Origin of the sequence: Okeania sp. SIO2F5 (assembly GCF_010692685.1) — a bacterium.
Classification (GTDB): domain Bacteria; phylum Cyanobacteriota; class Cyanobacteriia; order Cyanobacteriales; family Microcoleaceae; genus Okeania; species Okeania hirsuta.
This window is the reverse complement of the sequence record NZ_JAAHGU010000021.1, coordinates 59498-74918: the sequence shown is the minus strand read 5'-3', so window position 1 is coordinate 74918 and position 15421 is coordinate 59498. Positions and strand designations below refer to the sequence as shown.

Here is a 15421-nt window from a genome sequence, read left to right as displayed (position 1 = left end):
GTAAACAATTTCAAGCTATAAACTGTAAATTATCAATACCATTACAGACATCCTTAAAACTTTAAGGTTTAGCGATCGCCTAATTTATGAAAAATACAGCTCATACAGTTACTTTTATATTACATTGCAAATATCTATGTAACATGTAAAGATGCCAGCGCTCATTGCTATATCTGTATAGTTTGGGGGTAATATCAAATCCGGTAGCATCGGTGTAATTAGATAGTTAATCTAGGAGGACCGAGTCAACCCACCCCTAACCCCTCCGGTGGAGGGGAAGTCAGGATTCAGGAGGGAAGAGAATGCGCGAAACATTTGCTCTTGGATGAAGATGAAAATTTTTTTTATACCGAACCCGAGCGGATTTTATATAACTTGTTTACATTTATTGACTCAGATGAATCCATTTGATTTGTATAATGTAATGGAAATGGAATGGGTATAGCGAGACTGTTTAAATGGAAATTTTGTGAGTGATGAATCAGGGAAAATTTTAGATGGTTTGGTGCAGCAAAAACAGAAGCAACGTTATCAGAATGTTGAGGATGTTTTGGCTGAGTTAGGGTTGGGCAATTCTTCTGTTTATCATACTCAAAACAATCAACTATCTCCAAAATATTCTTCTGCTAGTAATGTAAGGAGTGCTAATATTTATCGGTTTGCTACTCAGTCTAATACCTCTGTTTATACTACTCACAAAAATCAACAACCTTCACAAAATTTTGCTTTTTCTGATGTACCTTTGGTTTCAGCTAAAGGGTTAGATTATACTAATTTGCGTGACTTATTAGCAGCAGGTAAGTGGAAAGAAGCAGATAAAGAAACTGAGCATTGTATGTTGATAGAAAATATAAATTATTTTCCTTGTGAAGACCTCCGCACTATTGACCAACTTTGGGTAAAATACAGTAATGGTAAATTTGGATTTTCTGTTCAGAAGCAAATTTACCAGGGCTTGGGTGGTACGAGGCAGTACAATAATAAAATATGGGAAGTTTTTGGTGATCGAGTTGGATGGCGTCAAGGAGGAAAACGGTTGTATTACTCTGAACTCACTTTTAGTCTGGATACAGCTTACACAGGACACCTACTTGTGCGTATAGTGTGGGGGGGGGTATGAGTGGGTATTATTTCAGGTTCTATTATCTCGCGCATATAGTAATATATTATAACATATAGCTGTTTCAGCCGTCAAGAAAAAAAAGTAGCAAAGTAGTCCAGTGGGGTTTGTTAGTAGTAGCGTAACGCACAAAGCCCTATATCTATTGTCAGCGCCTAAGTCCTATTTATATTTCCTACTCCCTTTCACAAAAATTGGATATATACTTTGAAATGCTGAACCGCTTAACAAAATTTAACCGAATAATCAAGGTTTAAAGCCTCTCCTTTAAAGGGGAAAAAAGACAAAATTTTTCTTTAAATAGCAGTCAGCGGTCAGCATTAGGACTTTTTTTACGCCCTCGTCGGGGTATAAACCCAAGGTCAAAAAGCTGTTAACGCAGTTCCGAGTTCCGACCTAGGAGGCTAGCTCAAATGCTGATAGCTGATAGCCAGTTAAGTCAATTCTCTTCTTTTGAAGGAGAGGTAATAATTAATAATTAATAATTAATTATTAATTGTTGAACTACCACCTGCTTCAATTTAGTGTTGCCATTCCTGACTCAACATTTTCAGCAGTTGCAAAAAAGTCTAGAAACCCAGTCACAGCCATAGTATCTTGAAGCTCTTCAGAAAGTCCCACTAATACAACTTTTCCTTCCTTTGCTGTTGTTTGTCGGTACAGTGATAGTAATGTGCGCAACCCTGCACTAGACATATATGGCACATTGCTCATATTTATCAGAATTTTGCAGCCAGGAGTCGCTAGAGGTAATATTTCTTCTGAAACTTTAGGTGCTGTACTAGCGTCAATGTCCCCTGTTAATTCTACTACTGTAATATTTTCTACTACTGTATTAATATCAATTTGTATCATGATATAACAATATTTAAGTGTTTGGTCTCAGTTATCAACAAAGAATTCAGGTAGAGGTAAATTAGCCGTCAGTAGCGTACTGTCTGAATTGCTAGATAGAATTCTGTACAACTGGCGGATGAAGAAATGGGTTGAATACCAGCAGCAAATCTGATGCTTTGGTGGTCTGCAATTATTAGTGATGGGTCTGAATTGTCCCCCACTCTTGATTCTGACTCCTTCTTCAATCTACTACCACAGATTTTATACCACAAATTTAACCAAAACAATAATTTATATCATGTTTGGTTGAATACTTATAAATAACTGTTGTGAGGAATCAGGAGTCAGGAGTCAGGAGGGAAGAAAGGAGGAAAGTAAAGATAATTTCAGTATTTCTTTAGGTACTGTCGGTACTGTCAGTTCTTAAATTTTATTTCTAACTGACCCGTCCGAACATGATATTAAACCCATAAAGGTAGTCCTGCTCGCGTAATGGTAAATAGGAACAAGCAATGTCTAGTGTGGGCATCCTGCCCGCGAGTAATATTATGTCCGGTTGAATATATAAATAAGTGATATTATGTCCGGTTGAATAATTAGACTTTGCTGGAAGGAAGGCAGCTATGCTGGAGGCAGGAGGCAGAAGGTTTGATCCTATTGTCACCTTAACTTTATACACGCTCCGATGCTACCGGACATGATATGAGTAGGGAGTAGCAGTGCGACCCCGCGACGACGACAGTCGCAAGGGAATGCTGACCAAGAGAGGGAATGTTGACCAACAGAAGAAGAAAAAAGAGATTTGCCCTACAAGTGAAAGGATAATTTTTTTCATCACTAATTATCCGGGGTTGCACATTATGGAATGATATTGCCAAAAATTAGTTTAGACTTTGACTAAAAATAACCATTAATTAATCATTCTGGCAATTGATTAATCCACAATCCAATTCAATCAAAAATCTCAAATCATTCGTCGCTGTGCAACGCCAATTATCCAGACATGATATAAAGGAGCAAGATGCTCCGACTACCGTATATCGTAACAAAAATAATTACAATGCACGACCATGACAATGCACCACCACCCCCATAGATACATCTAAGGTATTATCTGAACTTTTTGCTTTCAACCCGCTCTGGGGTAGTCCTGGATGGTAATGGTGAGGATATATATTTTTTTCTCCCACACTCTCGGTGCTCCCCACACTCCCAATCTCCCTAAATTCCCGGTGTTTCCTTTGCCATTACTATGCACCACCACCCACTTAGGTAGGTACAATATTTACCTTAACTTTCACCCTTTCTTTAGTATCAGGCAACTTGACACTCAGTTTCTCAGTATCAAAATCACTGTAGGGTTTGCCATCAATTTCTACAGAGCCAATTTTAATACTACCTGGAGGCAGAATATCTGGCGACACCCGCAGGATATTATCGGGGAAACCACCAGGAATAGGTTTAAAATAAAAATCCATTGGCTGCTTGTTAACCAGGAGATTAGTATAAACAGCAGAAAGGAAACATAGCTCTGTAGAGTGATAACCACTCATGGAGTGAGACCCCTTACCTCGTTCGTTGCCACTTGCCAAGAAAGGAATACCATTAGCAAGAACATTAAAATAAACACCACCATCTTCTGTATCTAGGAACCAAGCGTTGTAAAAAGCAGCAGCTTCCCGCGCTAACCGATGATATTCTGGCTCTTTGAGAATTCCGGCGAGAATATAATAAGCTAGAATAGACTGTTCTTGCTGCCACCAAGCTTTGCGGTCGTGCCAAACAAAACGGTGGATTTTTTCGTCTTCACCCAATACCCTCTCCACCACATCATACCAACCACCCCGTTGTTGGTCGCTGCCCACTGCTGGCATAAGGTCGGCAATTTTCTTGGCCAGATCGACATAAGAATCTTTGGCTTTGAGACTATTCATCCGCATCAAATTCCAGGCAATTTTCATATTGTGACCAACTACTGCCCGGTTTTGCTGCCATCCCCAAGTATGGTCTGGACTCCAGTCTTCAAAGAATTTTTCATTGACAAAAGGAGAATTTTCGTAGTCTGGGAACCGCTTTTCAATAGTGTCAAAAGTATATTCGAGCATATCAGCATATTCTGGTTTTTCTGTTGCTAACCAGAGATTAATTAGATATGCTGGTGCGTGGTCGCCCACTGAGTTCCAGTTTTTGGTACCTTTGTTCCGTCCTAATGATTCGCTGAGGGGGTCTAGAGTTATGGGGTCTAGGTGAGAGTAGTAACCGCCGCGATCGCTCTTATCCAGGTAGAAGTCGTTGAATAGTTTGATGGTTTTCTCGGTATCGTCCATTATCCGAGGGTCGCCATTGAGTCGATATGTTTGTAATGGACCTGCAAGGGCATAAATTTGTTCGTAAGCAGGAATAGCATCGTAGTCATCGCCGAATTCTGAAGCGAAGATTTTTTGTTCCCGCTCTCCTTGTACATCAATACCGTGATACCAATAGACAATTCCTTCGTCTAAGTCTACAAACCTCATGTGGTCTCGCAGATATTCGGTGCCTTTTTCTGCTGCTTCTAGAAAAATTTCTTCCCCAGTCATCATGTAGGCAGTCGCCATCCCGTAAACCATCCGGGAGATAGTATCAGTTTCTTGAGAGAAGTTTACCTTAGATTTGACACCGGATAGACTTAGGGTTGTGCGATAGTTGCGGTAGTCAATTTCTTCGTCGCCAAACTGAGCTTTGACATAAAAATTAGCAAGGGAACGTACTTGATCTACCCACCAGTTTGGTTTCTCGAAAACGTAGTCCTCTGCTTGGCGGCCGACAAATATAATTTGTTTGGCTTCAAATATGGGACTATCTGGGAAGAAGACTCCATAAGTGAATATATACCGACCAGGTACTAACATTGACCGCATGGAACCTGTAGCATCTGGGTATGCTTCGTCTAAGTTTTGTACGAGTTTGGCATAAGATATGGGACTTAGTCTGGCTTGAAATTCTCTGCCGTCTGTTGTTTTGATACCAAAAATATCTGTTTCTGAGTCGTATTTGGTAACATATCCTGCTATTAGGTCAGAAAAGCTAAATTCTATTTGGGTACTCATTTTTGATTATCTTTTAACTTTAACTTTAGTTTACGAGTTTTTTTATAGACTTATTGTAGAAGTCAGGTAATAGGGAATAGGGAATTTTTGATTTCATATCTTGTCTTGAAATAGAACCGTACGAAAAAAACTGTAGGAAATTTATACAGTTTCACGGAAGTCAAAAGTCAGAAGTTAGACTAGAGCAACTAAAATTTTTGACAACACAATAGTTTCAGGCAATTATTTGACATTTATTTGAGAGAAACTATTTGTGACATTCTTAAAGTGAATTGGTATCAGTAGAGCGACGTAAAGAACTGGTGAAGTCAGGAAATTGAGAAATAGAATCAGGGAAAAAGGTAGAAAAATGCTCCCTACTCCCCTACTCCCCCACTCCCCCACTCCCCCACTCCCCCACTCCCCTAATCCTCTAAGCTTCGATCGCTTCTACAAATTTTTCCATAAATTCATCTGTTACCCCTGGATGTTTGGCTGTGATTAAGTTTCCATCTATCACTAAATCTGCTGTTTGATCTCCATCAAATATTACATCTGCTCCAGCATTTTCTACATCACAAATAATGTTATGAGCGCAGGTAACTTTTTTATTTTTTATCATTTCATTGTCGGCACAAAATAGCCATAAACTATGACAAATTGCTCCTAATTTTACATTTTCAGTATTGACAGCTTTACGGAGAAATGCTACTGCTGGTGCTTGGTTTGGTTCACCTTTTTTAGGATTTACCTGATACCTCAATCTATCCATTGCATAAGCGCCAATACAAATTATCCCTTTATAGTCTGAGGGATTAACATCATTAACTTCTGTCGAAACAGTAACTTGTTCTCCAACAATATTATTTTCTGGGTTAGAGCCAAAATGTAATTCCTTATTACCCCATAAATGAGTAATATATTCTACTTCATACCCTTTTTGAGGGAAAAATTCATTAAATTTCAGATATTCTGTAGGGTCAAAATGGTCTTCTATTAAGACTCCAATTTTACCTTTTGTTGCAGTAGCCATTTTTTTTACTCCTTACTCTATTACAAAGTATAATTGTAACCATTCAGCCGTCAGCTATTAGCTATCAACCATTAATTTTAGGGCAGGTAAAAATAATTAAGAAATTGAGACAGAATAAAAGTTACTTTTCAAGTCCCCTTCCTAAACCTTAGAAGTAATGAATAATTAGTAATTGCTGATAACTGATACCTGACTACTAATAGCTGAATGCTTATGTATAATCAAACATTGAATCACAGTGTTTTTTATTCACCTTGAGTTTAGTCAAAATTGATTTCATTTTAACTGATTAGCTACCTCTTTCAACTGCTGAATAATTTGCTTATTTTTATGGTTCCTGGAACCATAAAGTCTGGCAGAAAAAACTGTAATTATTTCTATGATATCTTGTGCTATAAATTCCTCAAAGGTAGAGTCTTCAGTGCGATTAATAATAACTATTTCTGTGCCAAATATTTCACATAAAGTGAATATTAAATCGCTACCAAGTCTTAGTAATCTGTCCTTATGAGTTAAAACTAACCGTTCTACTTGGTCTGAGCAAATCAGTTTTATGAGTTTAATTAAACCTTTTTTGCGATAGTTTAAACCACCGCCTAAGTCTGATATAATTTCAAATGACCAACCTTGTTTAGCGCAGTAGGCTTCTAAAGCTATTTTTTGACGCTCTAAGTCGTCTTTTTGGTCATTACTGCTAACTCTTGCATAGGCAACAGTCAAAGAATTATCTTGTTTGTTGCCGATTAAGTTAGAAACAGTAAATCGTCGATGACCGCCTTCGGTGCGGATTGATTTTATCCGTCCCTCAGTTTCCCATCGTCTGATTGTTTTTGTTGACACTCCTAGCAGCTCTGCTGCTTGAGATACCGTTAATAAGTTAGACATAAATCTAGTATATCACAATAAATATCTAATTATGTCTAACTTTGTCTAATTATTTTAAGATTGCCGATTACCCTTCAATTCAAGCATCTAATTTTTTCCCTTATGTAGTAATTAACTCCAGAAGTTCTGCTGCCGCAAATACATCACGATAGAATGTTAATTGCTCAGTTTTTAAGTAGCAACCACCTCTGTGACCACGACGTACCCAAGTTACATTTCCCTTGGCAATAGTTTCGTTGGTTTCGAGATCCACACTTTTCCACTCGAAGAATGTATGTTCTCCAGAAAACATAACAATAGGCCAACACATAATAACTCCTGGTTGAGAAATCAATGCCCACCAATGCTGTTCCCTTTCTTTTTGTTCCTCTAGACCAGAATAAGGTCCATCTTGGCACAAATAAACTAAATCTTCTCGATATTCAGCAGTTAAAATATCACCGCGTCCTTGCCTCAAAGCTTCACAATGAGTAGGCCACCACTCTTTATTTTCTTTCTCTATCTGTTCTAATGTGTAGTCAGCAGTTATCTCTGGTAATGTTGCTTCTTTCATGGCAATGATTTTTTCAGCATCGGCAATCATTTTTTCGGCAACATCAGCCGCTACTGGAATAGCTCTAGAATAATCTGCTGTTAGGTCTTTGTAGTAACTTGTGCGCTTGCTCATAATATCTAAACTTGTAGTTGTTTTTTCATTGGTTGAAACAAAATTGCTCGGCGACGCGAGCGATCGTTAAAGAAACCACACTTTCTCGTAGTTATAGAATTGTGCTTTCTTTGCTCTTGAAGAAATTAGTCAATTTTTTTGTCTACCGTCTACACGGTGCTGAAAATTGTTTGGGGTTATAAGACACAGAGTGGTGTGTCGAAGACTATCCATAAGCAACTAGACCTTCTGCCTTCTGCCTTCTGCCTTCTGCCTTTTTCAAGATTATGCGGACGGACCCAAAATTTCATTAAGAGCGCCGAAGCAACCTGCTGCTTTATTAAATCCTGCATAAACACAGGTGAATAATAGCAACTCCTCTATTTCTTCACGGGTAGCTCCCTGTTGCATTGCCATATTAACATGAGCGCCAAAAGGGTTTCCCGGACCTACATGATCTTGATTGACTACATCAATTGCTATTGTAATCAGAGCTTTGGTTTTTTGGTCTATGAGTGGTAGACCCCATGCTTCACCTGCTACACGAGTACAAAAGTCCCCGAATTTGGGGTTGATCCCATTTAAGCCTTCTTGCAACGCTTTGTCATCTAGGACTGCATTTTTGTATTCCATAGTTTACCCGTTTAATTTTTCCAACTTGCTATGGTATGTTCGTTTCAATACTGTGTTTGTGTCAGCGTTATAGAGTAATATTCCGTTAGCATTACTGAGCATAATCGCTTTCTTGCACAGTTTAACATCTAAATTTGTTAGTTAAGCTATCGGCCTTTGCATAAGCAGATGACGGCCACTTGTTCGAGATATTAAATAATATCATTGTCCACACTTCTGACCAATCTAATTTGCTGTTCAGATGTGAGGCAAATCTATTAGATATATCCGAAACATTTTTTCTATCAACTAGATTATCACCTTAACTTACATTAATTCATTAATTAAATTGATTTTATGATTTTTTTATTGGAATAAGCTGAGATTTTCCGATAAATATTCTAAAATGTTACTTAGCGATCTAAATTAACAATGATCTAAATCATTTTTGTAGTTTTTTCTTATTACTCAATTACAAGGATTTAAGTATTGTTAAGCTTTTCTAAGTTGATGAGAATAAATGAACTGTAATCAGGTTTGACATAAAGGCGATAATTATAACCTATGTGATCAAATTTGTATATGCTCAGGTTGTTAATATTAATAATAATTTTGGTAACGGTACTGCAATAGAATCCTTCTAGTTTTCCTCATTGCGACCCACAGGGTTTGCGGAGCAGTCCGGAACAGAAAGCGATTCTTTAGGAGTCAGGAGTCAGGAGTCAGGAGGGAAGAAATAAGAAGCAAAGAGCAGTAGAAGAGAAAATTTTTTTGTTCGCGCTCTTATCCGGACATGATATCATAACTCAAATCACCAACGCCCAAAATTCAAGGATTTAAACATGAATCAAGCAAATGAAGACAAAAAATTTAAACTTGTTTTAGCTGGGAAATACAAAATCAAACCAGAAAAACGAGAACGATTTTTAGAACTTGCAAAACCTGGTATTGAAGAAACTCATAAAGAAGCTGGAAATATTAGTTATACTTTATATGAAGAGTTTGATAATTCTAATACCTTTTTATATTTTGAAGAATGGATAGACCGAGAAGCTCTTAATTCCCATCTTAAGCAACCTTACATTGCACCTTTAATTGAAGAAATATCAGAACTTTTAGCTGAAGATGCAGAAGTGAGAGTTTATGATATTGATAAATTGAGCTTCGGACTTTAGTTTATTTTTAGGACTTATACCATGTCCGGTTGAACAGTGATAAATAAATAACTACGGAGGAGTCAGTCCTCAGGAGGGAAGAAAGAAGAAGTGGAGTTGAAGGAGAAAGTTTTTTTATAACTAATTATCCGGACATGATATTATATCATGTTCGGTTGAATACTTATAAATAACTGTTGTTAGGAGTCAGGAGTCAGGAGTAAATATTGGAGGAATAGTATTGATAATTTCAGTATTTCTTTGGTACTGTCGATACCCGGAGTCCTTAAATTTTATTTATAACTAACCCGTCCGAACATGATATTACGCAGCTACAATGTATTTTTGTCTGAAGCGACTGACAACTGATAACTGAAATGACAGGGTTTGCGGAGCAGTCTGAAATGGAAAGCAATCTCAAATCCTAGTTTTTCGTACCTCATGGGTAAGTCCTGATTTTTTATTTTGTAGATATAACAGTGCGTGCTGGTATATATATACTAATTCACTTTAAAGATGTCACAAATAGTTTCCAACTTTAAATGTGAAATAATTTGCTGAAATTATTGTATAATATAAAGTTTTGAGCTGATAAAATCTGACTTTTTAACTTTTGACTTTTAACTTTTGACTTCCGTGCGATCGCCAATTCAGAAAATAACAGTTCAGAAAATAAATAACATCTTTAAAAATGTCGAAATACATTATTTTGTCAATTTTTTTATTAATATTCTTTTTGGCTGTTACACCCCCCGCAGCAGCATCTTTTTGTCGTAACTATAACGGCAATAAAATTTGTATTATCAATATTAAGCGCAGTGCTAAAAACTATTGGGAATATCGAGCAGAAGTTAGTATTAATAGTAGGAGAAAACCATTAGAAATTTATAATTGTCGCACTGAAGAAAAAATACAAAAAAATGGTAATATTGTTAAATTTAAACCTAATGGTGCTGGTAAATTAATTTGTAATGTTCTCAATAAATAGTCATTTGAAGAAGGAAGAAGGAAGAAGGAAAAAGAAAGAAGGCTTAAAAGCTTGAAAAACCTTAAATTTCCTGTAGATATTCACATGATAAAGCTTAGAGAGGGAAATGTTTTTCCTACTGTTCCCTGTTTCCTATTCCCTGCTATATGAACCTGCAACAGAGGAGATTGTCCAATGGATAAGTTAGAGCTTTATCGAACCTACATTTAAACCCTATTAGAAAAGTATGGTCAATCAACATTTCGCAACGAGGATGTAGAAAACGAACTATTTTTTGACCCCATACGGAATCATTATCAACTTATGCGAGTTAGTTGGAAAGGGTTGGAATGAATTTACTATACTGTTTTACATTTCGATATCAAAGATGGCAAAATTTGGCTTCAGAATAACGCTACTGATATTGATGTCGGTCAAGAATTAATTGAAATGGGTATTGCTCAAGAAGATATTGTATTGGGGTTGCATCCGCCTTACAAGCATCCATACACGGGCTATGGTATTGCTTATTAAAACTAGGAGAAAGCAAGAAACTAGGAGTATAATAAAAAAGTTTTTATTTTTTTCGTGACTAATTAAATTTATGATTTTATAGATAATTATTAATATGTTTAGCCTAGAGAAAGTGATTACTAATATTACGAAAAAACAGGATATTCAGTTGATTAATTTAGATTAATTTCTTGATTGGTATCCTGATGGTTATGATAGTAGGGAAGTTGCACACAACTTCCCGATCATAAATCAAGTTACCACAAAATTAACCAATTTTCCAGGGACCACAATTACCTTTTTAATCTCCTTACCTTCTATATGTCACCTTATGTCACCTTATCTGCTTTTGCTAAAATAATAGCTGATAGCTGACGGCTGAATGCTTACATTCAAAGTTCTACAAGTAATAGATTTTAAAAGTTATTTAATTAAAGTATGTATAGAACTAATTTATAAAGCAAATCTTAAGATATTTATCTGCTTAAATAAAGCATATTACGATTATAATATATTTTTATAGTAAACACTAAAGTTTCTATAAAGATATATTATATCATGTCCGGTAGCATCGGTATTCTATAGAAAAGGTAGGCAACAGCTCATCTGGCAACAGGCAAAAAACAGGAAGGCAATTGAGCAAGAAAAAAACTTAAATTTCCTGTAAATATCCACGCTAACTTTTACACAAACGATACCAACGGACATGATATTATTTGCAACTAACTGAAAAAGCTGATAACTGATAACTGATAATTGAAAAACTACCCTACTGGACTGAAACATCTGAAATGGTTCAATAGGCGTAGGTTGGGTTGAGTTACCGTTAGCGGAGCTTATCCGTTAGGATAAACCCAACATTAGACATTATAGCAATGAGCGCTGGTATATTTACAAATTGTAGTAGGGGCAAAAGAGCTAGAAGTCTTATATTATTCCTTCGGAATGCTACGCAAACGGCAATTTATTCCCCCTGTTCCCTGTTCCCTGTTGCCTGTTCCCTGCGCACAGCGCTATAGTAGGGTTTTGTTGGGTTTCACTCAGTTCAACCCAACCTACATTTTAAGGTGTGTCGGTCTACTACTAGCGTGACATATCTAATCAGTGTGCATGAGGACGGGTTTATATAAATTTTAGGGTAAGTATAAAAATTTCTGCTCAAACCCACCCCTACTATTGCACCATTTTAGCTGTGTCAGTCTAATACTCCTGTTAACTAACCACAAAATTAACCAATTTTCCAGGCACCACAATTACCTTTTTAATCTCCTTACCCTCCAAATGACGCTGCGCTACTTCCGACTCTCGCGCTAACTGTTCCAAAGTTGCCTTATCTGCTTGCGCTGACACCTGAATAGTTCCCCTAGTTTTACCCTTAATCTGAATCACTAACGTAATTTCATCTACAACCAAAGCATCCGGGTCAAACTTAGGCCAAGAATGCGCGTGTACGGAACCAAAATTACCAGCAACTTGCCACAACTCCTCAATAATATGAGGCGCAAACGGCGCCAACAACAACAGCAAAGTTTCCAAACCTTCTGCATAAATAGGCGAATCTTTACAACTAGCATCAGCGAGAGCGTTACTCAATTTCATCATCTCAGAAACAGCAGTATTAAACTGATAATCTCCATCTAAATCTTCTGTCACTTCTTTGATAGCAATATGCACCGCTCGTCGTACATCTTTCTCTGCTTTAGTTAACTCTTTAGCAAACCTAGTTTCTATCCAACTCAACCCTTTCTGTAAATCATTCTTAGTCTCCTGTTGAGTTTCTGGATGATTAAACTTTGCTTCTATTGCAGCTTTCACATCAGCAGCAGCATAAACTTTAACCACATTTTTGAGTTTAAAAGCAGAAAGATTTTTCGTAATTTCAGTAATCAAATACCGAGACCAACCCAACTGTTTCAAGTCTGCTTGAGTAATACCATTAGTTTTTGCTTTCAATTCACTAAAACTATTATTGGCAGAAAATTCCGTTACCAAAGACCACACTCGGTTAAGGAAACGAAACTGTCCTTGTACATCAGCATCATCCCACTCTAAATCTTTTTCTGGTGGCGCTTTAAACAAGATAAACATCCGCGCCGTATCTGCACCATATTTTGCCATTACCTCCAAAGGATCGACACCGTTATATTTAGATTTAGACATCTTCTCAAAGAATACTTCCAATTTATCTCCAGTTTTCGGGTCTTTTGGTTCTTCCGGGTTAACATCTGTAAACGGAATATATTTACCAGTGACTGGATTTTTGTAAGTAATACCTTGCACCATTCCCTGAGTTAACAATCTTTGGAAAGGTTCGTCAAAATTGCACAAACCTCTGTCGCGCAAAACCTTAGTAAAAAATCTGGAATACAACAAATGTAAAATCGCGTGTTCGATACCACCCACATATTGATCTACAGGCAACCAGTCATTAACAATTTCTGACTTAAACACCTGCTCTTGATTTTTCGCATCCGGATAACGCAAATAATACCAAGACGAATCAATAAAAGTATCCATCGTGTCAGTTTCCCGTTTTGCGGGAGTACCACAACTCGGACAAGGAACATTTACCCAGTCTTCTAATTTTGCCAAAGGTGACGGACCTCGACCAGAAAATTCCACACTTTCCGGCAACTTCACAGGCAAATCTTCATCTGGCACAGGTACAGCACCACAGTTCGGACAGTGAATAATAGGTATTGGCGCTCCCCAATAACGTTGTCTAGAAATTAACCAATCTCGCAAACGATATTGTACGCGACCTTCCCCATAACCTTCATCTTCTGCAAGTTCAATAATTGCTTTTTTGGCAACAGTAGATTTTTGACCATTAAACGGACCAGAGTTGACCATGATGCCAACATCGGTATAAGCATCTGTAAGTTCACAGTCATCATTATCGGAGTCATCTGGCACAATGACATTTGTAATGGGTAAATTGTATTGTTTGGCAAACTGGAAGTCGCGTACATCGTGAGCAGGTACTCCCATTACTGCACCCGTACCATATTCATAGAGTACATAGTCGGCGATCCAGATAGGAACTTCTTGGTTATTAAATGGGTTGATAGCTTTGCCACCAGTGGGAACGCCACGTTTTGGTTTATCTTCAGCGGTGCGTTCTAGTTCACTTTCGGCAGCAACTTCTTGAATGAAAGTTTCGACGGTAGTTTGTTGTTCTGGGGTTGTCACCTCTGCTGTTAAAGGATGTTCGGGAGCTAAGACAACGTAACTTACGCCGTAGACTGTATCGGGTCTGGTGGTAAAGACACCGATTTTTTTATCCATACCGACTATGGGGAATTCGAGATAAGCACCGACGGATTTACCTATCCAGTTGGCCTGCATGGTTTTAACTCGTTCTGGCCAACCAGGTAATTTGTCCAAGTCGTTGAGGAGTTGTTCGGCGTAGTCGGTAATTTTGAAGAACCACTGGCGCAACAATTTACGTTCGACTTTTGCCCCGGAACGCCAGGAACGACCTTCGCCATCTACTTGTTCGTTGGCAAGTACGGTTTGGTCGATGGGGTCCCAGTTAACGGCGGATTCTTTTTGATAAGCGAGACCTGCTTGGAAAAATTGAAGGAATATCCATTGGGTCCAACGGTAGTATTCGGGGGAGCAGGTGGCGACTTCTTTTTCCCAGTCGATGGAGAAACCCAAACGTTGGAGTTGTTCTTTCATTTGGGCGATATTTTGGTAGGTCCATTGAGCGGGTGGGATGCCACGGTCTATGGCTGCGTTTTCTGCGGGTAGTCCAAATGCGTCCCAACCCATGGGGTGGAGGACGCGATAACCTTGCATCCGTTTGAGTCGGGCAATGACATCGGTAATTGTGTAGTTACGAACATGACCCATGTGTAAGTTCCCGGATGGGTAGGGGAACATGGATAGAGCGTAGAATTTTTGTTTATTCTTGTCTGTAGGGGTTTGATTTTGGTTTTGTTCGGTCCAGATTTTTTGCCACTTTTGTTCAATGGATACAGGGTTATATTTGGAGTCCACAGTTTTTCTCCGTATTATTTTCGATAGTCTTGTTTTCTTGATTATTTTTGCATATAGCAGAAGGCAGAAGGAAGAGGGAAGAAGGAAGAAGGAAAAACCTTGCTTTGTCTGAGTTTTAAGCTTTTTATATGCCGTAACAGTAATGACGACTGCTATATTCCCCGACTTTGAGGATTTATGGTTACATTATACTACTTAGTGTAATATATGGATTTCGGAAAGGTGATAATTTTTGTTTGTTGTGGAAATATTATTGTGAACTTCTAAACTGCATAACCTTGGGAGAAATATGACTATTAGTAGTCGGAGCGATCGAGAATCGGATGTAAAAATTTAATTGCTTTCTATTCTCTGTTCCCTAAAACCTACTAAAAACATATGAATAATTCCCCTAACTTTTCTGCCGATGACTATCAAATAATTAGAGAACTTGGTCACAATAATATTGGTGGGTGAATCACTTATCTAGGCAAAAACATCAATACTCAAAAAAACGTAGTTATTAAACAATTTCAATTTGCCAAACTAGGAGCAACTTGGGCAGAATATGACGCCTATTCTCAAGAAATTACAGTCTTAAA

13 protein-coding genes and 1 pseudogene are annotated in these 15421 nt (G+C 37.7%); 5 read left to right on the top strand and 9 right to left on the bottom strand.

Features of this window, described 5'->3' with window-relative positions:
* Nucleotides 1-469: 469 nt before the first annotated feature.
* The gene (locus F6K27_RS33610; protein WP_353735963.1) at nt 470-1120 is read left to right on the top strand and encodes a GUN4 domain-containing protein; all 651 of its coding nucleotides are present in this window, start codon (nt 470-472) and stop codon (nt 1118-1120) included.
* Between the two features lie 516 nt (nt 1121-1636).
* On the opposite strand, the gene F6K27_RS10770 is transcribed toward F6K27_RS33610, so the two are convergent.
* The 7 genes from F6K27_RS10770 to F6K27_RS10740 form a co-directional block, all read right to left on the bottom strand.
* Nucleotides 1637-1975 carry an anti-sigma factor antagonist gene (locus F6K27_RS10770; protein ID WP_287276264.1) on the bottom strand — a complete coding sequence of 113 codons (339 nt, stop codon included), beginning with the start codon at nt 1973-1975 and terminating at the stop codon, nt 1637-1639.
* A gap of 68 nt (nt 1976-2043) precedes the next feature.
* Complete coding sequence (locus tag F6K27_RS10765; protein ID WP_124144744.1) at nt 2044-2244, bottom strand: hypothetical protein; 201 nt, start codon at nt 2242-2244, stop codon at nt 2044-2046.
* Nucleotides 2245-3012: 768 nt separating this feature from the next.
* Complete coding sequence (locus F6K27_RS10760; RefSeq protein WP_287276262.1) at nt 3013-3165, bottom strand: hypothetical protein; 153 nt, start codon at nt 3163-3165, stop codon at nt 3013-3015.
* Nucleotides 3166-3225: 60 nt separating this feature from the next.
* Entirely contained in the window at nt 3226-5046 is a 1821-nt protein-coding gene (locus F6K27_RS10755; RefSeq protein ID WP_287276260.1) for an AGE family epimerase/isomerase, read from the bottom strand.
* A 412-nt stretch (nt 5047-5458) separates the two neighbouring features.
* Nucleotides 5459-6058 (bottom strand): DJ-1/PfpI family protein, encoded by a 600-nt coding sequence (locus F6K27_RS10750; protein ID WP_287276258.1) that lies wholly within the window; start codon nt 6056-6058, stop codon nt 5459-5461.
* 276 nt (nt 6059-6334) lie between these two features.
* Nucleotides 6335-6943, bottom strand: a complete 609-nt coding sequence (locus tag F6K27_RS10745) for an IS607 family transposase (RefSeq protein WP_287276256.1) — start codon at nt 6941-6943, stop codon at nt 6335-6337.
* Between the two features lie 100 nt (nt 6944-7043).
* A complete protein-coding gene (locus F6K27_RS10740) occupies nt 7044-7610 on the bottom strand; it encodes a hypothetical protein (RefSeq protein ID WP_287276255.1) in 567 nt (188 codons plus the stop codon).
* A 32-nt stretch (nt 7611-7642) separates the two neighbouring features.
* On the opposite strand from F6K27_RS10740, the gene F6K27_RS10735 reads away from it, so the two are divergent.
* Nucleotides 7643-7792, top strand: a complete 150-nt coding sequence (locus F6K27_RS10735) for a hypothetical protein (protein WP_287284275.1) — start codon at nt 7643-7645, stop codon at nt 7790-7792.
* A gap of 82 nt (nt 7793-7874) precedes the next feature.
* Here F6K27_RS10735 and F6K27_RS10730 read toward each other — a convergent pair whose 3' ends face one another.
* Nucleotides 7875-8222, bottom strand: a complete 348-nt coding sequence (locus F6K27_RS10730; RefSeq protein ID WP_287276254.1) for a carboxymuconolactone decarboxylase family protein — start codon at nt 8220-8222, stop codon at nt 7875-7877.
* A gap of 821 nt (nt 8223-9043) precedes the next feature.
* Between F6K27_RS10730 and F6K27_RS10725 the strand changes: the two genes are divergently transcribed.
* From F6K27_RS10725 to F6K27_RS10715, 3 genes and pseudogenes are all read left to right on the top strand, one after another.
* Entirely contained in the window at nt 9044-9376 is a 333-nt protein-coding gene (locus F6K27_RS10725) for a putative quinol monooxygenase (protein WP_287276252.1), read from the top strand.
* A 670-nt stretch (nt 9377-10046) separates the two neighbouring features.
* Nucleotides 10047-10343, top strand: coding sequence for a hypothetical protein (locus tag F6K27_RS10720; protein WP_287276251.1), 297 nt, complete (start codon nt 10047-10049; stop codon nt 10341-10343).
* Between the two features lie 225 nt (nt 10344-10568).
* Nucleotides 10569-10856 (top strand): annotated as a pseudogene (locus F6K27_RS10715) (XisI protein); the annotation flags it as partial.
* Between the two features lie 1191 nt (nt 10857-12047).
* On the opposite strand, the gene leuS reads toward F6K27_RS10715, so the two are convergent.
* Nucleotides 12048-14840: a leucine--tRNA ligase gene (gene leuS / locus F6K27_RS10710; RefSeq protein ID WP_287276249.1), complete on the bottom strand. Its 2793-nt coding sequence runs from the start codon at nt 14838-14840 to the stop codon at nt 12048-12050.
* Nucleotides 14841-15421 lie beyond the last annotated feature (581 nt).